Below are 21996 nucleotides of genomic sequence, written 5' to 3' on the forward strand. Positions count from 1 at the left end.
ATCGGAGGTCTTAGATAGCCTACCCGAAACGGGAGCTTATTATGATAGATCAGATATACCACGAGTCTGCAGGAGTGTTGATGTTTAACACGCTGGCCGTGACTCTGTTTTTAGCATTACCCGCCTGGACGGTTTTTTCTGCATCAGCCCTTTGACTCTGCCAATGTGCAGGGATCAGTTGTCGGGCTGATGCACTTGTTTTAGCTTGTCCACAAAATGACAGGGTTTGTGACGACTGTCGAGCTGCTGTGCGATCAACCCTTCCCACGCCGTACGACATGCACCCGTCGAGCCCGGCATGCAAAACACAATAGTGCCATTGCTCATTCCAGCAAACGCCCGCGACTGAATCGTTGAGCTGCCTATCTCGGCATGAGACAGATAGCGGAAAGTTTCGCCAAAACCATCAATGTGCATGTCCAGCAATGGTGTTACTGCTTTGACGGTATTGTCACGTGCAGTGAATCCGGTGCCGCCGGTCAACAATACTGCCTGTACCTGTTCATCCGCGATGAGCGTCGCCACCAGTGCGCGCAGCTTATAAGTATCGTCCTTTATAATGACTTTACTGACCAGTCGGTGACCGGCGTCTTGTAACTGTTCGGCCAGATATCGGCCGGAACTGTCGGTGTCTTCAGTACGGGTGTCGGATACGGTCACCACAACAGTGTTTACCGGAATGGGATTATTGCTCATCGAAGGGCTATCAGCCTCCTGTCATGTTCATCAGGCGCACCGGTTGTGCATAATCCTGCTCGTAAAAGTGGTGTCGCTCGGGCTTGAGGTCCATGGCAGCAATGATGGCCTGTTTCAATGCATCGCTGACAGGCGTCGCACTGGCTCGCTCCAGACTGGCCAACTCATCCTGAATCGCAACCTCCTGCCCCTGACGCAGCACCGAGCGCAGGTCGGCAGAATGCTCATTACCAAGACACAACAACAGTCGGCCCTCTACGGTGACACGCACGCGATTGCAATCCGCACAAAAATTATGTGACATGGGAGAAATGAAGCCGATGCGGCTTTTCTGCCCGGGAATCTGGTAATACTTCGAAGGACCCGCCGTTGTCGCTGCGCTGTTGACCAGCGTGTAACGCGCTTCAATCTGTTCCCGCACCCAGTCATTGCTGCACACGGTGTCTTCGCGGCTATGGTCGGAAGCTTGTCCCAGCGGCATCTCTTCAATAAACGCGATATCGATATCGTGGCTTACCGCATAATCAGTCAGTGCCAGCACTTCATCGTCGTTGTAACCTTTCATGACCACCGCATTCAGCCGGATGCGGTCAAAACCCGCTTTGCGCGCGGCATCAATGCCGCTCAACACCTTGTCCAGCCGCCCTACCCGGGTGATACGACGAAAACGTTCGGCATCAAGGCTGTCGATGCTGATATTGATCCGGTTAACACCGGCGTCACGCAGAGGTCCGGCAAGTTTGTCGAGCTGGGCACCGTTTGTGGTCAGCAACAGTTCCTCCAGCCCCGGCAACCTGCCCAGCGCCTGAATCAGTGACATCACGTTGTTGCGTACCAGCGGCTCGCCGCCGGTCAGTCTCAGTTTACTGACGCCAAGCTCGGTAAAGGCACGGCCTACGCGGTAGATTTCTTCCAGCGACAGCACCTGCTGGCGAGGCAGAAACTGCATGTCTTCGGTCATGCAATACACACAACGGAAATCACATCGATCGGTAACCGATAGCCGCACATAATCAACGCGCCGGCCGAAGCGGTCGATAAGCGCCGATGTTTGCTTGCTTTCAATTTCATCAGATCGGGACATAAAAACTCGGATTTGCTAAAACATGATGCCAGTCAACGAATAATTCAGGGAACCGGGTCAGTGATCTGCAGCTGCAGTCTCACCGGTTCTTCGTCAGTCAATGGCAGTGTGGCTGAGCGCGCCTGGAAGTCTCCTGATTGTACATCGGCAGAGCCACTGAGTGAAACCGTCGCTACAACCGTGACTTCCTGAGCTGATGACAGGTTAAACGGTCCCACCGCGTCCGCGTCAGACAGGGTGACAATCGCCGGCAGGTCACCGGCAGTCAGCACTTTGGCGGCCAACGGCGGCCCGGCAGCCTGCAGGTTGCGGGCAGACACAAATACCCGGGTGTCCGGCGCCAGATCCAGATCAGGATTCAGCGACAGACTGATCTCCAGTCGCGGGCCATCAGCAAGTGCTGCTGATTCGCCGTTTGCCGCCATCCGCTGCTGAGCTTCCGCGATCATCTCCTGAAGAAATTGCCGATCCTCCGCGCGTGGTGACATGCCAAGTAGTTGTTGCCAGTAAGTCAGCGCACCTTGATAGTTCTCGTTGATGAAAGCATCGGCGCCCAGCAGCTGCAGCACGGATTGTTCCGCCGGGTTGAGTCGCTGAGTCTGGTCAATGATCGCCTGTACTTCCTGCGTGATTTGTTGCCCCGATGCAATGTAGGCCGCCTGTGCATACTGACCGAGCACAATGGCTCTGTCCTGTGTGTTTTCGATGAGTCCTGCCGCACGTTCAAACGCACGCGCGGCTTCCTGCACCTGGCCCAGACTGATCAGATGTCGCGCAAGATAGTACCAGGCCCAACCATTTTCCCTGTCTTCTTCGATAATGGCACCCAGCTCGAATACCAGGTCCCGAAGCTCCTCCGGATCCCCCTGATTATCACGACTTCGTTCAAATACATCGGCAACCTGCAGGTCACGCTCAAATCCCCACAGGCCATACAGATAAAAAGACACTGGCAATATAAGAACGACACAGAGGATGGGAATCAGGCGCGATGGCGTCAACAAAGCCGACGATGTCAGTTTTGCCGCAGACTGCGCTGGCTCGCGACTGGCGGTCGCGGCCTCTTCGGTTTTGATATCAGCCAACAGGGTGCGCTGCAACTCTGCCTTCAGGGCCTGGTGCTGATCCGCATCCAGCGCGCCCGTCGCCAGCTCCGCATCAAGCTCTGCCAACCTTTCCTCGAAGATCATCAGATTCGCAGAATCGCGATAATGCTGGCTGGCAGCATCCGCATCGATTCCTTGATGCTGCCGTGCAAACCGGATCACCGGCACCGCAACAAACAGTACCGCAAGTAGCATGAGCAGAAAACTGACTATCCAGAACAAAATATCACCTTTTTGGCAGTGGGGAGGTTAACAACTTGCAAGCTCAGGCCTGGTCCGAAGCGTCTTGGTTTTTTTGCGCCAGTAATTTCTTCAGGCGCGCTTCTTCGTCTGCGTTCAGTGACTCGCCGGATCCGGGGGACTCGGTGCCGCTGCGTCTCATGATGGTAAAGGCAACCCAGATACCAATCAGCAAAAACAGCAGAGGCCCAAACCAAAGCAACAGCGTCTGCATCGTCAGTCGGGGCCGATACAGAATGAAATCACCGTAGCGGGCCAGCATGAAAGCTTCGATTTCCTGATCGGTTTGCCCTTCCATGATCATGCGATAAATTTCGCGACGCAAATCGGCCGCAACGCCGCCGGGGGAACTCGTCAGGTTTGCGTTTTGACACATGGGACAACGAAACTCGTTGGACAGGTCACGAAAGCGCTGTTCCTGCTCTACTGTTTCAAATTCGTAAACATCAATCGCCGCCTGCGCTTCGTCACTCACCAGTGACACCAGCGTAAGCATCACTATCAAAGCAAAACCGGACACAACGCGCATGGGCATCATGACCTGGCCTCAGCCTGAACGGCAGCGATCACCGGCATGATTTCATCATCCCAGGCCTGATAGTCAATCACACCGATGTGTTTGTAGCGGATCACACCCTGAGAATCGACGATAAAGGTTTCCGGTGCGCCGTAAACACCGAGGTCTATGCCATAGCGTCCGGTGTCATCAACGATGCTCAGCGTGAAAGGATTACCATTGTCATCGAGCCATTCACGTGCGGCGTCGTCAGTGTCTTTGTAATTGACACCGACAATGGGAATGATGCCCTGTTCCCTGGCCGCCATGAAGATGGGATTCTCCTGCAGGCACGGTAAACAGTAGCTACCCCAGATATTGAGAATAAAGGGCTCATCCGGCAAATCCTCCAGCGAAACCAGTTGATCGCCGGTCTCCAGGGCCCTGAGCTCAAATTCGGGTAGCGGTCGGTCCAGCAGCACCGAAGGCAAGGTTCGCGAATCCAGATACAAGCCACGCCACATGAACACTGCCAGCACCGCAAAACCAATGACAGGTAGATACAGTTTCAGATTTTTCATGATGTCAGCTCTCCGCCGGAAACTGCGCTCGTCTGGTCCCCGGTTTTTTGCTTAGAGTCAACACTGACCGCTTCACCACGCCTGACTTTATAGCGACGGTAGCGTTTGTCAGTCACTGCCAGAATGCCGCCCAGGGCAATGAATATGGTTCCGGTCCAGATCCAGCGCACAAACGGCTTGACGTACAGGGTCATGGACCAAGCGCCACCAGCTCGAGGATCGCCCAGAGAAACGAAAAGATCCCGGAAGAAGCGGCCGTCTATGCCCATGTGTGTCGCCGGTGTTCCGCTGGCCGTGTACAAACGTTTTTGTGCGTACAGGTTGAATAGAAACTCTTCATCTCGAATCACACTAATCGAGGCTTCATCGGCGATAAAATTCGGCCCCTGATACGGTTCCGTACCATTAAACACAAACGTGTAGTTGCCCAGCTCAGCGCTCTGCCCGGCCTGCAACAACACGCTGCGCTCGATACTGTAAATGCTGGTAAGGCAAGCCCCGGCCATGGTCATGATAAAACCGAAATGCGCCAGCTGCATGCCCCAGTAACTCAGTGACAGGCTCTTAAGGCCCGCCAGACGCGTGCTCTTGTTGCCGGACTTGGTCCAAAGATCACTGGCCATGGCAAAGGTCACCCATAGCGCCAACACCGCTGTGCCGATAGCTGCGATCGGTACTTCAAGCGTCAGCACCACCGGTATCGCAACCCCGAGCACCACCGCGGCAATAGCCACCCTGGTCAGTTGTTGGCGCAGATAGGTAGCGGATGTCTTCTTCCAGCGACTGATTGGCCCTATTGCCATCAGCACCACCAGGATGCCCATCAATGGCACAAAAATGGTATTAAAATAAGGCGGTCCGACTGAAATCAGATCACCGCCGGAGATGGCCTGATAAACCATCGGATACAGCGTGCCCAGCAATATCGCGGCACTGGCCACTACCAGAATCATGTTGTTGGCAAGCAGGAATACTTCTCTTGACCAGGAACCAAACCCGAACTCACTTTTTAAAGCCGGCGCCCGTATTGCGTACAACACCAGCGAGCCGCCGATAATAAGGCCCAGGAAACCCAGAATATAAACACCCCGGGTAGGATCAGTGGCAAATGCGTGCACCGAGGTCAGCAAACCGGAACGGGTAATGAAGGTGCCGAGCAAACTGGATGCGAAGGCCATGATCGCCAGCAGCACCGTCCAGCTTTTGAACACGCCACGTTTCTCGGTGGCAGCCAGGGAGTGAATCAAGGCGGCGCCGAGCAACCAGGTAATCAGCGGTGGATTTTCCACCGGGTCCCAGGCCCACCAGCCGCCCCAGCCCAATTCGTAATAAGCCCACCAGGAACCCAGCGACAGGCCCAGGGTCAGGATTGCCCAGGCGGCATTTGCCCATGGACGACACCAGCGTGCCCAAGCCGCATCCAGCCGGCCACTGATCAACGCTGCGATGGCAAAAGCGAATACTACGGAGAACCCGACATAGCCCATGTACAGCGAGGGCGGATGAATAATGAAGGCAAAATCCTGCAATGCCGCGTTCAAATCCGCGCCATCGGCTGGCGGCAATGGCAATACCCGATCGAACGGGTTGGATGTTGCCAGCATGAACAACGTGTAGCCGACACAGATCAAACCCATAATCGCCAACACCCTGGCGACGAAATTATCCGGCATGGCCTTGCTGAATACCGTTACCGCCAACATCCAGCCAGACAGCATCCAGGTCCAGAACAGGAACGAGCCTTCGTGGCCGCCCCAGACGGCAGTCATTTTGTATTGAATGGGCAGTGCCGAATTGGAGTGGTTGGCGACAAAGGCCACCGAAAAATCATCCGTCACAAAGCTGTAACCCAGTATCAGCAGGCTGATACTCAGAAACACAAAAATACCGGCGGTGAGCGGACGCGCCAGTCTCATCCACAACAGGTTGTCCCGGGCCGCCCCTATCATGGGTATTACACCCAGTAAGATGCTGAGGCCAAAAGCCAGAATTAGCGAAAAATTACCCAGTTCGGGGATCATTGGTAATTTCCTTGGCTCTGCCCTTGTTCTTGAATCTGGCCCATTACACGCTGTCGCTCGGCCGCATCCATCGCGGCTTTTACTTCTACGGACATGTAATTTTCATCATGCTTGGCCAGTACTCTCGAAGCAACAAATTGTCCCTCTGGGGTCATACTGCCCTCAGCAACAATACCCTGCCCTTCGCGAAACAGGTCGGGAAGGATGCCGCTATACTGCACATCGACATCATGGGCATAATCCGTCGTGATAAAGTTAACCTGCAGCTGCTCTTCGCTGTGCTTCACCGAGCCTTCCTTGACCATGCCACCTACACGAATACGTTGCCCCGGTGTCACCTCTCCGGCAGCGACCTGCGTTGGTGTATAAAACAGGTCGATATTCGAACTCAGGGCGTACAGAGACAAACCGATGGCCACACTAAGGCCGGCAGCGATGAATAGGATGATGCCAAGCGTCTTCTTGCGATGCGATTTCATTCTGCACTCCTGTTGTTCAGACCTTGCCGACTGGCGGCCTGAGTGGCCAGCTCGGCATCGCGGGCGACACGACGCTTCTGTTGGCGAATGAACTGTTTACGCTGCACGCCCGGCAATATCAGATTGTAACCGACGAATAATACAAACAGCAGATAAACAACCCACACATGGAAGCTGTAGGTCCCCATCTGGACAAATTCGCTCAAGCTGGAAAACTGCAATGTTGGCATGGTGTTACTGACTCCCCGGATACGGCATGGTTAACGTGTCAATAGCGTGTGGCCTGCACATCAGGACTGGCTTCGTGTGATCAAGTCGGTCACCCATTGCGACCGGCGTTCACGTATCAGAATTTCATTACGGGTCCGTAATATCAACGAAATGATAAACAACAGATACACCGCGCCAATCATAATCAAAAGCGGCACCCAGACTTCCGGCGGATTGGGCGCTGCGGAATCAAACGAGATACTGCTCGCCGGCTGATGGAGAGTGTTCCACCACTCCACTGAATACTTGATGATGGGCACGTTAATGGCACCCACAATTGCCAGTACCGCGCAGGCTTTGGCCGCTGCGTCCGTACTTTCAATGGCAGAGCGCAGTGCGATGACACCGACAAACAGAAAGAACTGTATCAGCATCGATGTTAACCGTGCATCCCAGGCCCACCAGGTACCCCAGATAGGCTGCCCCCAGATGGCACCAGTGGCCAACGCCAACCCGGTAAACCATAATCCGATCGGCGCTACGCACTTGGCAACCATATCAGCCAGCTTCATTTTCCAGACCAGCGTGATGGCCCCGGCAACGGCCATCAGGGGGAAACAGGCCAGCGAGATACTTGCCACGGGCACGTGCACATACATGATCCGGATAGTGTGCCCCTGCTGGTAGTCTTCCGGGACAAACAACAGCGCCCAGGTCAGCCCCACCAACATCAACAGGGTCATGGCGGCATACAGCCACGGCAACCATTTACCAGACAGTTCGTAGAACCAGCGTGGCGAGCCCAATTTCGCAAACCATACCCACATAGTTGATTTTTTCCTTGTCGTAGGCCAACCCTAAGCCACTGATAATCAGACTGTAACATGACATCAAAGACACCCCTGTTACGCTTTGTAACACCGCATCAAACAGCAACTTCGCGGGTTAGCTGACACTGATACGCAAGGCCGCAGCGGAGGCCAGCGGCGCGATACTCAATGCCACTGCCAGCATAGCGCCCAGCAAAGCAAAATGGCTGCCCACCGGTAAGCCAAACATGACATCGGTGACGGCTTTGGCGCCGATTATAAGCACCGGCATCGTTAACGGCAAAACAATCACCGCCAGTATCAACCCCCGGCTGCCCAGCCCCACTGTCAGCGCAACCCCGATCGACCCGAACAGACTCAGTACCGGGGTTCCTATGAGCAGGGTCAGCACCAGCGTCCAGTATGCTTCCGTGGGCAAATACAGCATATACGCCAGCAACGGCGACAACACCACAACCGGTAAGCCACTTATCAGCCAATGGGCAATATTCTTCGCCAGTACCAGGAAAAATAGCGGTTGCGGTGACAATAACAACTGCTCCAGTGAGCCATCCTCATAGTCGGCGCGATACAGGTTATCCAGTGACAGCATTGATGCCAGCAGCGCCGACACCCACACCACACCCGCCGCTATCCGTGTCAGCTCCGCCGGATCAGGGCTGACGCCGAGAGGAAACAAAGTCACCACAATCAGGAAAAACATAATGGGGTTGAGCAAGTCATTGCGGCGCTTGAAAGCAACCAGCAGATCACGTCTCAGCGTAGCAAGAAAAGCCCCCCAGGTACTGACTTCAGGTGTGGACACCGTATTCATAGTGGTTGCTCCACGCCATCAAGATTCAGACGTTCTACCGCACACGGTACGTTAAGCCGATGGTGCGTCGTCACCAGTGCCGAGCCACCCTCCGCGATATGCTCGCCCAGCAGGAGCTCCAACTCGCGAACACCGTACACGTCCAGTGTGGTGAACGGTTCATCAAGTATCCAAAGTCTGGCAGGACTTATCAACAATCGCGCCAGCGACACACGTTGATTCTGACCGGCGGACAGGTTTCGACACGGGATGTCCTCATAGGCTTTGAGTCCCACCCGGGCCAGCGCCGCGTCAATGCGGTGATCATCGACCGGCGTGTGCAGAGAAGCACTCCAGCGCAGGTTTTCACGGGGTGTCAGGATACGGTTTACGCCGACCCGATGTCCGATATAAAGCAGGGAGGCAAGAAAAGCTTCGCGTTGCTCCCGGACCGGGATGCCACACCAGAGAATATCGCCTTCGTAACTATCGTTGAGGCCACAGATAATGCGTAACAAGGTGGTTTTGCCGCTACCGTTACTCCCCAGCACCTGTATCAGTTGCCCGGCGCTGACAGAAAAACTCAGCCCGGAAAACAGTATCCGTTCGTCGCGCTCGCAAAACAACGAATGTACCTGTAACAGGGAATCTGCTGCCGGTGTGGCGTCGGTCGTGGACGAAATCGGGGTGTGATCAGGAGTCATAATACGAATAATACGGCTATAAGCTTCGGCGGCTGGAAAAGAGCGCCGATTATAACCGCAAAATGACAGGAAATCTTGTTGTCGGGGACGCTATCAGGCAGGCCTGCCGACGCCCCGGACCGCCATCAGCGACACCAGTTTAGCCTCCGCCTGCGACAGTCCGCAGGTTTTAACCAGATCTTCAGGCGTTGCGCCCATCTGAATCAGCTTGCTGGCCTGATCATAGGTCAGGCTGCCGGCGTCTTTGTTCTCCAGTTCCTGCTGTCGGCGCGAGGTCAGAGTCACCCGCTGCTCAAGTGCCTGCAGGCTGCCGCCCAACTTGAGAACAGCACCACTGTTGGCGCGTAGCAGCGCTTCCTGGCGCGCCGAATCTTCATCAAGCGCCTTGTGCAGACCACTGATTTTACGAGTATTAATGATCTGTAAAACGCCCAGAGCCAGGGTAAGCATCAGGGTCAGACCCAGCAGCAGCACCAGCATTATCGGCGAGCTCATTATCATCAACATCATCAGACTCCCGGCAGGGTTTACAATTAATGGTCGAGCTCAGCCAGTTCTTCTTCAGTCAGCAATTTGTCCAGTTCAACCAGAATCAGTAGCTGGTCATCCCGGTGACAAACGCCCTGAATGAAACGGGCCGATTCATCCTTATTCACTTGTGGCGGCGTCTCGATTTCCGAACGCTTCAGATACACAACTTCGGCAACACTATCGACTACGATACCGACAATATGCTGACCAATTTCTATGATCACAATACGGGTATTGTCATCGGGGTCGCGATCCGGCAAGCCGAATCGGCAACGAGTATTGATCACTGAAATCACAGTACCGCGGATATTGATGATACCCATGACGTAGCCAGGCGCACCTGGTACCGGCGCAATATCCTGAAACTTAAGGACTTCCTTGACGACCATGACGTCTACACCGTAGGTCTCATTCTCCAGCTGGAATGTCACCCACTGCAGTACCTGATCGTTTTCCTGTTTTTTTACCTCAGCCATGGGCTTCCTCGAAGGTTCGTGTCAATTTTTAAAGCGTCAATTTTCCAGCATTTAAGAAGACAAAACAGGCATCTGTTTAACAAGATGCAGGTTCTGTGCCACCATTTAACCCAAAACATTGCCCGTGTCGGGCCGCCGGTCTGACCTGGTTTATTGCCCTTGTTTGGCCAGATCAGCCTTGACCTGTTTTGCCGTGTCACTGTCGTTCAGCATGGCTATCAGCACATCGACATCCAGCAGCGCGCACAAATGCTCCAGCACCGTACCGGCTAACCAGGGGCGCTTGCCCAGGGTTTTGCGCCAGCGAATATCAGCAGGCTGCAAATGCACAGACTGGTCTGCATTGTTAACCGCAAGCGCCCAGTGACTGTCGCCAAGCACCACAAGGCTATGGTAATCAATAACCTGGTCCTGCCCGATACGCTCGGGCATGACGAATCTTGCCGTGTCGACTACCCGTATGGTTCGGCCATTCCAGCGGATAAGCCCCATGAACCAGTCTGCCTGTGCGGCCATCGGCTGCAATTTGTCAGCCAGCGGCATGATGCCACCCAGCTCGTGCAATGGCGCCGCCAGCTTCAAACCCATGACGTCAAACAGCAAACTGGCAAAAGCTTTGTCGGCCCAGGGCGCCGTTTCCCTGACCTGTTCAGACGCAGCAGACGCGATTGCAATTTCCGGCTCTGCGGCCGGGGTGTCGATAACATCAGCGACCAGCGTCTCCATATCCGGGATGTCCGGCACTGCAGCCTGCTGCAGGATGGGCGCGGCGGCCAGGGTAGCAGGCGGTTCACAAACCGGGTCATCAGCCCACGTCGTTGTCTGCGCGGATTCTCGCTCCGGATCAGGTTCCGGTTCGACCACATCGTCAGGCAGGACGTTGCGCAGCAATACGTCCAGATAATCCTGCACCACGCCATGTGATGCTGTCGCCTGGGTGGTTCGCGCTGATGTCTGTCCATTAACCATGCGCTAACGCTCCTGCCGCCGCGGGGGCCACTCCTGAGTGTGTTTTCAGCAAGGTTTTAAGCAGTGATCCGTAAGCCTGAATACCACGACTGCCCGGATCCAGAGCCAACGGTGTCATGCCCCGCGAACTGGCATCCCGCAAACGCGTATCCACCGGGATCGCAGAGTTCCAGACATGCTCAGGCCAGGTTCGGCGCATATGCCGGAAACTGCTGACACCAGCCTGGGTGCGGCGATCGAACAGGGTTGGCACCAATAGATAAGGCAGCGGCTGACGTCGCGAGCGATTGATCATCTGCAATGTATTGAGCATCCGCTCAACACCCTTGATCGCCAGAAATTCGGTTTGCACGGGCACAATCACCTGCTCGGATGCCGCCAGAGCGTTGACCAGCAGCACGCCCAGCGTAGGTGGGCTATCGATGATGACATAATCAAAGCGATCCCAAAGGCGGGTCAGTGCGCGTGACACTGCCAGACCCATGCCCTCTTGCGATACCGCATTGCGCTCAAGTGTCGCCAACGCTGTATTACCGGGAACCAGAAATAATCCCTGTGCGTCAGTTTCCTTAATGCTTGCATCCAGGATCGAATCATCCAGTTTGCCCATTGGCGCAAACCAGTCAAAACTGCTGTGAGCCGGCGCTTCGGGCGAATGGCCAAAATAACTGCCCAGCGACCCCTGCGGGTCCAGATCAAGCATCAACACACGTTTGCCCTGGTCGGCTAACAGACAGCCAAGGGCAACGGTTGTTGTGGTTTTACCAACACCCCCTTTTTGATTGGCTACCGACCAGACTCTCATGTCACCAGGCCTCGCTGCTTACGCAAGCTCGCTTTCAGTTAATTTCTTCGCATAACCGCGGCGCCACACGCCGCAAATCCAATACCTCGTCGACCAGCCCCGCCTTCGCCACGGCCATTGGCATGCCGTAGATCACGCAACTGGCTTCATCCTGGGCCCAGATCGTGGCCCCTTCCGCTTTCAGCAAGCGGGCCCCATCGCGACCATCTGCCCCCATCCCCGTCAGGACCACGCCAAGCACCTTGCTGCCCAGGTCACGGGCGACCGATCCAAAGGTGACGTCCAGTGACGGCTTGTAATTGAGTCGCTCATCACCATCGATGACCCTTAGGCGCATCGGCATGCGGCCATCGAGCAACATCTGTTTGCCGCCAGGGGCCAGATACGCATGCCCTGCCCTGAGCACGTCACCATCGCTGGCCTCGCTGACGCTGATTTGGCATATCCGGTCCAGACGCTCCGCAAAGGCTTTGGTAAATGTGCCTGGCATATGTTGTACCAACAGTATGGGCAAACGGAAGTTTGCGGGCAAGCCTGTCAGAACCTCCTGCAACGCCATGGGGCCTCCGGTCGATGCGCCAATGACAACCAGTTGGGTGCCGCGCAGACTTGCCCGGCGGGCGGGCGCTGCCGGTTCAGTCGTTTTCGCTACCGATGCCGCTGTCGCATCCCGCCCCGGGGCGCTCCTGCTGCCTGACACCAGAATAATACGGTCACACAGAACTTTTTGTATTTCGTCCGGTTGCCGTGATATCTCGTCAAAGTTCTTCGGCAGAAAGTCAACTGCACCGGCCTCGAGTGCGTCAAGCGTGACACGGGCGCCTTCATAGGTCAGTGACGAAAACATCAACACCGGGATGCCCAATTTGCGGTGAATTTGCCGCAACGATGTGATGCCATCCATCACCGGCATTTCATAATCCATGGTGATGACGTCGGGCCGCAGACGAGTCGCCTCGTCAATGGCTTCCTGGCCATTACTGGCGGTGCCGATGACCTGCATTCTGGCATCCGCATTGATCAACTCTGTCAGGCGGCGCCGGAAGAACCCTGAATCATCAACCACCAATACTCTAATTGTCATTGTCCATCTTACCTGTCGGCGCCGCCTGCGGTTTCAGATTCCGCACTGAGCTTTCATTTTTATGTTTTCTGCGACTTAAGCAGCATACCGTTTAAGCAGACCGGGCACGTCAAGAATGACCGCGATACGGCCGTCACCGGTTATCGTTGCGCCTGCCATACCCGGTGTGCCATGCAGCATTCGTCCGAGTGGTTTGATCACTACTTCTTCCTGACCTATCAGCGTATCCACCACAAAACCAACCCGCTGTGCCCCCACGGTGACAATCACCACATTGGCGTCGGTTTTGCGCTCGGCATCGCCACGCTGGGCATCCTGCGTCAGCCAACGCCGCAAATGGAACAAGGGTAGCGCCTTGTCCCGGACGGTGACCACCTGCTGGCCATCAACAACGTGGGTACCATTGAGATCGAGATTAAAGATTTCACTGACACTGGCCAACGGCAGCGCAAACGCCTGCTCGCCCACCAGGATCATCAATGTCGGCATGATAGCCAACGTCAATGGCACCTTGATCTCAATGCGCGTGCCCCGACCGGGCTTGGAATCAATAAAAACCGAGCCGTTCAACTGGGTGATCTTGGTTTTCACTACATCCATACCCACGCCGCGGCCGGACACATCCGACACCTCGGTCTTGGTGGAGAAACCGGGGGCAAAAATCAGATCAAAACACTCGCTATTGCTGAGTCGGTCCGCCGCATCTTTATCCATGATGCCTTTCTCGACCGCCTTGCCGCGCAACATATCCGGATCCATGCCATTGCCATCATCGTTGATAGTCAACAGTATGTGGTCGCCTTCCTGCTCTGCCGACAGCAGAATGGTACCCTGACGTGGTTTTCCGGCAGCCTGTCGCTTGTCCGGCAATTCGATACCGTGATCGACGGCATTTCTGACCAGGTGGACCAGAGGATCGGCCAGTGCTTCTACCAGATTCTTGTCCAGGTCGGTTTCTTCGCCGAGCAATTCGAGTACAACATCTTTTTTCAGGCTTCGTGCCAGGTCTCTCACAACGCGGGGGAAACGACCGAACACTTTCTTGATTGGCTGCATCCGGGTTTTCATTACCGAGGTTTGCAAATCGGCAGTGACGACGTCCAGATTGGCAACCGCCTTGGACAACATTTCATCGGCGGCCGTGGAACCAATCCGAACCAGTCGGTTTCTGACCAGCACCAGCTCGCCCACCATGTTCATGATGTCATCCAGTCGGCGTGTATCAACCCGTACCGTGGTTTCAGCAACGGGCGCCTGATCTGCTGCAGCTGCTCTAACTTCCGGTTTGGGTTCGGGTTTGGCGCCAGGTGGTGGCGTTTGCGCGGCAGCAGAGTCGGGCACTGCTTTCAGGACCGGGCGGGCTTTTGATGTCTCAGCAGGTGCCGCTGCGGGCGGCGCATCAGAGCTGCTGCCGTCTTGCAGTTGATCAAGCAGAGCTTCGAATTCGTCGTCGGTGATTTCGTCACTGTTTTGTTGCGCTGAGGGCTTTTCGTTCGCTGAGGGCTTTTTATTCGCTGAAGGCTCTTTGCTCGCTGAAGGCTCTTTGCTCGCTGAGGGCTCTTTGTTAGCTGAGGGCTCTTTCTCCGCTGAGGGCTCTTTGTTAGCTGAGGGCTCTTTGTTAGCTGACGGCTCTTTCTCCGCTGACGGCTCTGCCGGTGCGCCCTGTAACTGATCCAGCAGCGCCTCGAACTCATCATCACTGATTTCTTCTGCGTCGCCGGCGGCCGGCGTTGCCGGCGGCTCGCTGGCCCGGTTTTCCGCTTCTGCTTCGAAGTCGGCAGAATCAAGTGCCGCCAACAACTGATCAAATTCCTCATCTGTCATGTCATCGCTGGCACTGCCATCCGCAGCCACTATGGCGACGTCTGCCGCGCCGCGCGCCGCAGAAGCTGTTTCGCTGACATTCGGGTCAGCCGGGACGGAACCAAGGTCGTCGCCGTTCGCCAGCACCTGCAACGCCTGCAGTAATTCGTCAGACGCGGGTTCCGGCGGAATCCGCTCCTTGATCTGCGCAAACATGTTGTTGACCGCATCAAGCGCCTGCAGCACGATGTCCATCAATTCAGACGTGACCTGACGCTTGCCGTTACGCAGGTTGTCAAACAGGTTTTCGGTGACGTGACAACAGTCCACCATCGGCGTCAGTTGCAGGAACCCGGCACCACCTTTGACGGTGTGGAAGCCACGGAAGATGGCATTCAGCAAATTCTTGTCGTCTGGCTGTTTTTCCAGCTGCACAAGCTGTTCGGAGAGCTGTTCCAGAATCTCCCCGGCCTCAACCAGGAAATCCTCCAGAATCTCTTCGTCATCAAAAAAACTCATGTTGCTGTCCCTCTGCGATTCACCTTCATCAGCCTCGCGCTGTTGCGTGAGTCAAAAACCGAGGCTGGACAATAAATCATCCACATCGTCCTGGCCTGACACCACGTCCTGATTATCCTGCTGATTGATCTGAGGTCCTTCAGCGCGAATACGTTGCTTCTCGTCTTTCTCAGCCTTGTGCTCACCAGCTGCAGGCTTGATTCCGGCTACCTCTTCAACATTGCTTGCCAGCTTGACCAGACGCACCAGGCTTTGTTCAACATCACTGACCAGTTCTATGACACGCTTGATCACCTGACCACTCAGATCCTGATATCCCTGCGCCATCAGAATATCGGTCAGGCGCGTATGGATACTGTGCCCATCGCTGCTGATCCGCTGCAGAAACTGCTCAACACGGTCAAATAACGCCGTTGAAGAAGCGCCTGATTCGCGGCTTTGTTCCTGAAACGTCTGCCAGTCCTTGTGCATGGCTTCGCTTTCAGCAACAAGTGCCTGCACCATGGGAGCGGCTTCATCAACACTATCCATGGTCTTGTTGGCTGCGTCTTCGGTCATCGCGATGACATAATTCAAACGACTGCGCGCATCCGCCATTTCCAGTAGTTCGTGCTTGACTTCGGAATTGCCATGCAAGCCAATCTCCAGATGAAAGTCTCGCAGGGCATTGTGCAGAGCACGGGTCAGTCGACCGACCTCACAATAAAGGGTTTCATCCCGGGCCTGATTGATCTGATGAATATGATCAGCAGCCGCTGCCATGTCATCGTCTTGCAGAGACTCCAGCAATGCCTGCTTGTGCAGGTTCAGCGCATCATTAAAGCTCTTTGCCCCTGCTGCTGCCAAGGCTGCCGTTTCTGCATTCGAGGGGCCTTTGGCCGCTTTTGACAGCGGGTTGTCCTGATTGTCTGACATAGGATATTTTCCTCAGCGACTGGCATCGATGCGTTCAAAGATCTTTTCGATCTTCTCCTGCAGAGCCGCGGCCGTGAAAGGCTTGACCACATACCCATTCACACCGGCCTGGGCCGCTGCAATTATCTGATCTCTCTTGGCTTCTGCCGTCACCATCAAAATAGGCAAGGTTTTCAGCTTTTCGCTGGACCGGCACGCCTTCAACAGGTCAATGCCAGTCATACCCGGCATATTCCAGTCCGTGATCAGAAAGTCGAATTGCCCGTTCTCCAGCATCGGCAAGGCGGAGCTACCATCATCTGCCTCAGCGGTATTGGTAAACCCCAGATCCCGTAACAGATTCTTGATAATCCGACGCATTGTTGAGAAATCATCAACAATGAGTATTTTCATGTTCTTGTCCAAAACCGCCTCCACGTCATGAGCTCAACCTGGTGAGATGCGCCACCCGGCACGGTATCTCCCTGACAGGTTATCGCTTGAAAGGTAAAAAAATTTAGCATTAATCAGGAAATAAATTCAGATGGTGAGCATTATAGCTCAGTGAAGATATCAATTGGGGAGCGATGACACCAGGATTCAACGCCACTCCTGAAGCCTGGAACGCAGGCGCAGAGCGGCCTGGCTATGGATCTGACTGATGCGGGACTCACTGACGCCCAGCACTTCTCCAATCTCTTTCAGATTGAGCTCTTCATCATAATAAAGTGCCAAAACCAGCTTTTCGCGCTCCGGCAACCCTTCGATGGCCACGGCCAGGTGTGAACGGAAGTCTTCATCCTGCAGCTCCTCTGCGGGCCCGGACATTTCGCCTGAAACCGCTTCCAGCGCAGAATCATCGCCACCTTCTGTCAGGTCATCAAAGCTGAACAGTCGACTGCCGGACGCATCCTGCAGGATGGTGTAATACGTTTCAAGGTCGATACCCAGCTCTTTTGCTACTTCGTGATCCTTGGCGTCACTGCCGGTGCGCATTTCCACCGACTTTACCGCTGCAGCCACTTCACGGGACTTTCGATGCACCGAGCGTGGCGCCCAGTCTCCCCGGCGGATCTCGTCAAGCATGGCGCCACGGATACGAATACCGGCATACGTCTCGAAGCTGGCGCCTTTGGAGACATCGTATTTGCGAGCCGCTTCCAGCAAACCGATCATGCCTGACTGTATCAGGTCATCCAGTTGCACACTGGATGGCATCCGCATCAGCAAATGATGCGCGATTCGCTTCACCAGCGGCGCGTGTTGCGTGACCAGTTCGTTCATGTTGCCAGTCTGGACGTCCTGGTAAACTGAAGCGCCTGTAGGTGATGTCATAAACAATCCCGTTGAGCCCTTTTCAGGACATACCTTGCACGAGTCGTTCTACAAAAAACTCAATTTGACCGCTGGCCTGTGTTCTTACCGGCCACTGGCTGACTTCTTTGGCCAACCGGCGGTACGCGCCGGCAGCCTTGCTGCCCGGATAGGCGTCCAGAGTTGGCCGTTGTCGCTGCACCGCTTTACGAAGTGTCTCATCATAAGGTATATCGCCGGCATAACGCAGATTCACGTCGAGGAACCGCCCGGCAACACCCGCAAATCGGTTAAACATGTTCCGACCTTCGTCAGCGGATCGTGTCATGTTGGCGACGATCCTGAAATCCTGCAAATGACAGTCCCGGTGCAGCAGCTTGATCAGTGCGTAGGCATCGGTCATTGACGAAGGTTCGTCACAAACCACCACCAATACCTCTTGCGCGGCGCGCACGAAACTCACTACAGAATCCGAGATTCCTGCGGCTGTATCAATCACCAACACATCCAGCTCATCCGCCAGTTCACTGAAAGCATGCACGATGCCGGCATGCTGATTGGGACCCATAGTCACCAGGGTCTGCACACCAGACGAAGCCGGTATGACATTGATACCGTGAGAGGCCACCATGATGTCGCGCAGCCCGCACTCACCTGACAGCACATCTGCGATGGTCCGCTGGGCTTTGATACCCAGCAAAATATCAACATTGGCCAGACCCAGGTCAGCATCCATCAGCACCACGCGTTTGTCCAGTTGTGCCAACGCCAGGCTGAGATTGACCGAAATACTTGTTTTCCCTACGCCACCTTTACCTCCGGTGACCGCAAGCACTTGAATGGGATGCATCCCCTGTTTTCTCCCCAACTGGTTATATCCGGCCTGTGCCGCCAATTCGCTAGTTTAACCCAGCAACACGCAACTCTTCCGGTGACTGACTGCCATATTCGGTCATCAGCCGTTCTTTCTCAACCGGTACCGACGCCTGACGTCGACCCAACGCAACAGCGCGCTTGACCAGGACCTGAGCCTGCGCCTGCGCAATATCATCAGGAATCGCCTGCCCGAAGGTTTCATAAACAACCGGCAAGTTGCGCTCGATCGTCAATGCCAGAGCATCACCCAGCACACACGCCTCGTCCAGATGAGTGAGAATACACGCAGAAACTTCTGCCGTCGAACAGGTTTTCCACGCCGCACGCAAAACCTGCGCCTGACTTGTCGTTGGCAGCACCAGCCATTTACGGACTTGCGGCTGATCACGCAACAAAGTCAACTGCCGCTGCTGCTCCGGATGATGAGACGGCAAACCTGCCGTATCAATCAGCACCAGTTTTTTATGTCCCAGGCTATCAAGTGTCTCGTCCAGCGACTGCTGGTTCTCCACAATCCTCACGCTGACGCCCAGTATCCGGCCCAGGGTGCGCAACTGCTCGTGCGCGGCCAGACGAAAACTGTCCGTGGTCACCAACGCGACATCCTGCGGACCATGTTGCAACACATAACGGGTTGCAAGCTTGGCGATGGTTGTGGTTTTTCCGGCACCGGTAGGGCCCAGAAACGCAAACACACCGCCCTGCTCTATTGGGTCGTGACCCAGCACCGGTAGGGCTTTTACCAGACTTCCCAATACCTGCTTCCAGACCTGATCAAGCGTTTTGCCCGGCTTTACGGTCGCTAACAAGCGTCGGCTCAGGAATCCGGGCACACCCATGGCAGACAGACGCTCCCAGACCACCGCCTGCAATGGCGAATGGCTGCTGAACTGTTCCCATGCCAAACCGTTGAGACGTTGCTGCAGCAAGGTGCGGATACTGTGCAGCTCATTACGCATGGCGCCTATCTCGGCCTTACTGGCAGAGGGCGGTGGCGTATCACCCGGCACCGGCCCCTTGTTGACAACCGGCGCCGGACTTAACGTCGCTATAACTTCGACGCCACCGGTTGCAAGACTGCGCGTTGATAAAATGGCAGCGTCATCCCCGAGTTCCTCTCGGACCTGAAGTAGCGCGTGGCGCATGTCTTTGGCCAGGATCTTTTTAAGCTGCATTTTTGCTCCTCACATCTCGTTTACTGTTGTTCCGATCAACGACCGTTACTGTCCAATCGTTGCCACTATCGTAATCTGCTTGTTGTCCGGTATTTCCTGATAAGAAAGGACCTTCACGCCCGACAGGGTAAATCTGACAAACCGTGCCAATAATGGCCGCAGCGGCGCACCGACCAGCAGGACTGCCGGATTACCGGCAATTTCCTGCCGCTGTGCCGCCTGCATTAATGACTGCTGCAAGCGCTCAGCGATACCAGGCTCAATAACCACGCTGTCATCAACCAAATCCCCATCGTGCTGTTTGCCACTTTGCTGTACTGCTTTAAGCAATATCTGTTCCAGTGTTGGATCCAGAGTGATAACCGGCAGTTCAGCCTTGGTACCGTAGATGCCCTGGACTATCACGCGAGCCAGCGCGACACGCACGGCCGCAGTCAGAGCGACGGGATCTTGACTCCTGCTGGCAGCAGACGCCAATGCTTCGCCGATACTGCGCATATCTTTGACGGGGATGCCTTCCTGCAACAGGTTCTGCAGCACCTTGCGCAGAATGTTGCCATTGAGTTGACCAGGCAACTCCTCGGCCAGTCTTTTCGATGACTTGCCCAGAATACCCAGCAACTCATGAACTTCATCATGACCCAGCAACTCGTGCGCGTGTTTATGCAACAGCGTATTCATGTGGGTAGCGACAACTGTGCTGGCATCGACCACGGTGTAGCCCAGAGACTGAACCTGATCCCGCTGCGGCGGCTCAATCCACAGAGCCTCCAGCCCGAATGCCGGATCCTTGGTGGCAATGCCCTGGGCTTTGCCATAGACCTGGCCCGGATTTATCGCCATTTCGCGTTCCGGATAAATCTCGGCGCCACCGATATTGACACCCATCAGATGGATGCGATATTCATTAGGCTGCAGGTCAAGGTTGTCGCGAATGTGTACTGACGGCACCAGAAAACCGAGCTCCTGAGACAGCTTTTTGCGAATGCCCTTGATGCGGGCCAGTAACTGGCCACCCTGATTTTTGTCTACCAGCGGGATCAGTCGATAACCAACCTCAAGCCCGACCACATCAACCGGTGTCACATCACCCCACCCCAGTTCCTGCTGCTCGGTGGCGGTTTTTTCTTCCTTCGCAGTTTTGTCGGCAGTTGCGGCGTCATCAACGGCCGTCGCTTCGCGCTGCTGCCGGAGGTAAATGGTGACAGAGCCGGCGGCGGCGGCCAGTGCCAGCGACAGAAACGCCAGGTGTGGCATGCCGGGTACAATACCCATGACAAACAGCACCATTCCCGCAATGCCCAGAGACCGGGGCGTAGCGAACATCTGGCTGATAACCTGGGAGCCCATCATTTCCGAATTGTTGTTGCGGGTCACCATAATGGCGGCCGCCGTTGACAGCACCAAAGCCGGAATCTGGGCGACCAGACCATCACCGATGGTCAGTAGCGCATAACGCTCGGTCGCGGTGGCGAAATCCAGACTGTGCTGCATCATGCCGATAGCAAGGCCGCCCACCATATTAATGACCAGAATCAGAATACCGGCAATCGCATCGCCTTTAACGAATTTACTGGCACCGTCCATGGCGCCGTAAAAGTCGGCTTCCTGAGTGATGTCCTGGCGCCGCACCCGGGCCTGCTCCTGGTCGATTATGCCCGCGTTCAGATCGGCATCAACAGCCATCTGTTTGCCCGGCATTGCGTCCAGCGTAAACCGTGCGCTGACCTCAGCGATTCGACCGGCGCCTTTGGTCACCACCACAAAGTTGATGATTATCAGAATCAGGAAAACGATCAGACCCACGGCATAGTTGCCGCCGATCACGACTTCACCGAATGACTCAATGACCCGCCCTGCCGCCGCACCGCCTTCATGACCATTCAGCAGCACGACCCGGGTGGAGGCGACGTTGAGCGCCAGACGTAGCAGGGTTGAAATCAGCAGAATGGTTGGGAACACCGCAAAGTCCAGCGGCCGCATGGCGTACACCGCCACACACAAAACCACCAGGGCGATGGTTATGTTGAAGGTGAAGAACACGTCGAGCAGAATCGGTGGAATCGGCAATGTCATCATTGCCAGAATCACCAGCAGCAAAATCGGTATCCCGAGATTACCTTCTGTCAGATTACGGGCATTGGTCGCCAACGTATTTCTGTTCAGATTGCCGCTAAAATTCAACATAGATTACTTACCAGCCCGGTGTGGTAGTCAAAATTCAGTGAGGTCAATATCGCTGACAGTCGACTGCCGTCAGTGAACAGGCGCTTTGTCCAAAATCTTGACGCTTTACCAGCGAATCAAGTT

General features: G+C 55.2%; 23 protein-coding genes. All 23 read right to left on the reverse strand.

Going from position 1 to position 21996, the window contains the following annotated elements:
• Positions 1–174: 174 nt before the first annotated feature.
• Positions 175–696: a molybdenum cofactor biosynthesis protein B gene (gene moaB, locus ENH71_RS12700; RefSeq protein WP_294134860.1), complete on the reverse strand. Its 522-nt coding sequence runs from the start codon at positions 694–696 to the stop codon at positions 175–177.
• A gap of 10 nt (positions 697–706) precedes the next feature.
• Positions 707–1780: a GTP 3',8-cyclase MoaA gene (gene moaA, locus ENH71_RS12705; RefSeq protein WP_294134863.1), complete on the reverse strand. Its 1074-nt coding sequence runs from the start codon at positions 1778–1780 to the stop codon at positions 707–709.
• A 44-nt stretch (positions 1781–1824) separates the two neighbouring features.
• A complete protein-coding gene (gene ccmI, locus ENH71_RS12710) occupies positions 1825–3108 on the reverse strand; it encodes a c-type cytochrome biogenesis protein CcmI (RefSeq protein ID WP_294134867.1) in 1284 nt (427 codons plus the stop codon).
• 43 nt (positions 3109–3151) lie between these two features.
• Complete coding sequence (locus tag ENH71_RS12715) at positions 3152–3655, reverse strand: cytochrome c-type biogenesis protein (RefSeq protein WP_294134869.1); 504 nt, start codon at positions 3653–3655, stop codon at positions 3152–3154.
• 5 nt (positions 3656–3660) lie between these two features.
• A complete protein-coding gene (locus tag ENH71_RS12720) occupies positions 3661–4203 on the reverse strand; it encodes a DsbE family thiol:disulfide interchange protein (protein ID WP_294134872.1) in 543 nt (180 codons plus the stop codon).
• Positions 4200–6224: a heme lyase CcmF/NrfE family subunit gene (locus tag ENH71_RS12725; RefSeq protein WP_294134875.1), complete on the reverse strand. Its 2025-nt coding sequence runs from the start codon at positions 6222–6224 to the stop codon at positions 4200–4202. The genes ENH71_RS12720 and ENH71_RS12725 overlap by 4 nt, the downstream gene beginning before the upstream one ends.
• Positions 6221–6703 (reverse strand): cytochrome c maturation protein CcmE, encoded by a 483-nt coding sequence (ccmE, locus tag ENH71_RS12730; RefSeq protein ID WP_294134878.1) that lies wholly within the window; start codon positions 6701–6703, stop codon positions 6221–6223. The genes ENH71_RS12725 and ccmE overlap by 4 nt, the downstream gene beginning before the upstream one ends.
• Complete coding sequence (ccmD, locus tag ENH71_RS12735) at positions 6700–6933, reverse strand: heme exporter protein CcmD (RefSeq protein WP_294134880.1); 234 nt, start codon at positions 6931–6933, stop codon at positions 6700–6702. Before ccmD ends, ccmE begins: the two co-directional genes overlap by 4 nt.
• Positions 6934–6993: 60 nt before the next feature.
• A complete protein-coding gene (ccmC, locus tag ENH71_RS12740) occupies positions 6994–7740 on the reverse strand; it encodes a heme ABC transporter permease CcmC (protein ID WP_294134883.1) in 747 nt (248 codons plus the stop codon).
• Positions 7741–7858: 118 nt separating this feature from the next.
• Positions 7859–8557 carry a heme exporter protein CcmB gene (ccmB, locus tag ENH71_RS12745; RefSeq protein ID WP_294134888.1) on the reverse strand — a complete coding sequence of 233 codons (699 nt, stop codon included), beginning with the start codon at positions 8555–8557 and terminating at the stop codon, positions 7859–7861.
• On the reverse strand, positions 8554–9240 hold the full coding sequence (ccmA, locus tag ENH71_RS12750) for a cytochrome c biogenesis heme-transporting ATPase CcmA (protein WP_294134890.1): 687 nt from the start codon (positions 9238–9240) through the stop codon (positions 8554–8556). The genes ccmB and ccmA overlap by 4 nt, the downstream gene beginning before the upstream one ends.
• A gap of 93 nt (positions 9241–9333) precedes the next feature.
• Positions 9334–9750 carry a DUF2802 domain-containing protein gene (locus ENH71_RS12755; RefSeq protein WP_294134894.1) on the reverse strand — a complete coding sequence of 139 codons (417 nt, stop codon included), beginning with the start codon at positions 9748–9750 and terminating at the stop codon, positions 9334–9336.
• A 23-nt stretch (positions 9751–9773) separates the two neighbouring features.
• Positions 9774–10247: a chemotaxis protein CheW gene (locus tag ENH71_RS12760; protein ID WP_294134896.1), complete on the reverse strand. Its 474-nt coding sequence runs from the start codon at positions 10245–10247 to the stop codon at positions 9774–9776.
• A 150-nt stretch (positions 10248–10397) separates the two neighbouring features.
• Positions 10398–11216, reverse strand: coding sequence for a chemotaxis protein CheW (locus tag ENH71_RS12765; protein ID WP_294134899.1), 819 nt, complete (start codon positions 11214–11216; stop codon positions 10398–10400).
• Positions 11209–12021 carry a ParA family protein gene (locus ENH71_RS12770; protein WP_294134907.1) on the reverse strand — a complete coding sequence of 271 codons (813 nt, stop codon included), beginning with the start codon at positions 12019–12021 and terminating at the stop codon, positions 11209–11211. The genes ENH71_RS12765 and ENH71_RS12770 overlap by 8 nt, the downstream gene beginning before the upstream one ends.
• 34 nt (positions 12022–12055) lie before the next feature.
• Complete coding sequence (gene cheB / locus ENH71_RS12775) at positions 12056–13105, reverse strand: protein-glutamate methylesterase/protein-glutamine glutaminase (protein WP_294134912.1); 1050 nt, start codon at positions 13103–13105, stop codon at positions 12056–12058.
• Positions 13106–13180: 75 nt separating this feature from the next.
• Entirely contained in the window at positions 13181–15427 is a 2247-nt protein-coding gene (locus ENH71_RS12780; RefSeq protein WP_294134915.1) for a chemotaxis protein CheA, read from the reverse strand.
• A gap of 51 nt (positions 15428–15478) precedes the next feature.
• The gene (locus ENH71_RS12785; RefSeq protein ID WP_294134917.1) at positions 15479–16342 is read right to left on the reverse strand and encodes a protein phosphatase CheZ; all 864 of its coding nucleotides are present in this window, start codon (positions 16340–16342) and stop codon (positions 15479–15481) included.
• Between the two features lie 12 nt (positions 16343–16354).
• Positions 16355–16735, reverse strand: coding sequence for a chemotaxis response regulator CheY (locus ENH71_RS12790; protein ID WP_317622399.1), 381 nt, complete (start codon positions 16733–16735; stop codon positions 16355–16357).
• Positions 16736–16921: 186 nt separating this feature from the next.
• Positions 16922–17656, reverse strand: a complete 735-nt coding sequence (locus ENH71_RS12795; protein ID WP_294134921.1) for an RNA polymerase sigma factor FliA — start codon at positions 17654–17656, stop codon at positions 16922–16924.
• Between the two features lie 22 nt (positions 17657–17678).
• On the reverse strand, positions 17679–18485 hold the full coding sequence (locus ENH71_RS12800) for a MinD/ParA family protein (RefSeq protein WP_294134923.1): 807 nt from the start codon (positions 18483–18485) through the stop codon (positions 17679–17681).
• 49 nt (positions 18486–18534) lie between these two features.
• On the reverse strand, positions 18535–19686 hold the full coding sequence (gene flhF / locus ENH71_RS12805) for a flagellar biosynthesis GTPase FlhF (RefSeq protein ID WP_294134925.1): 1152 nt from the start codon (positions 19684–19686) through the stop codon (positions 18535–18537).
• A gap of 45 nt (positions 19687–19731) precedes the next feature.
• On the reverse strand, positions 19732–21852 hold the full coding sequence (gene flhA, locus ENH71_RS12810; protein ID WP_414704920.1) for a flagellar biosynthesis protein FlhA: 2121 nt from the start codon (positions 21850–21852) through the stop codon (positions 19732–19734).
• Positions 21853–21996: the final 144 nt, after the last annotated feature.

This window comes from Pseudohongiella sp. (assembly GCF_011050365.1).
Taxonomy (GTDB): Bacteria; Pseudomonadota; Gammaproteobacteria; order Pseudomonadales; family Pseudohongiellaceae; genus Pseudohongiella.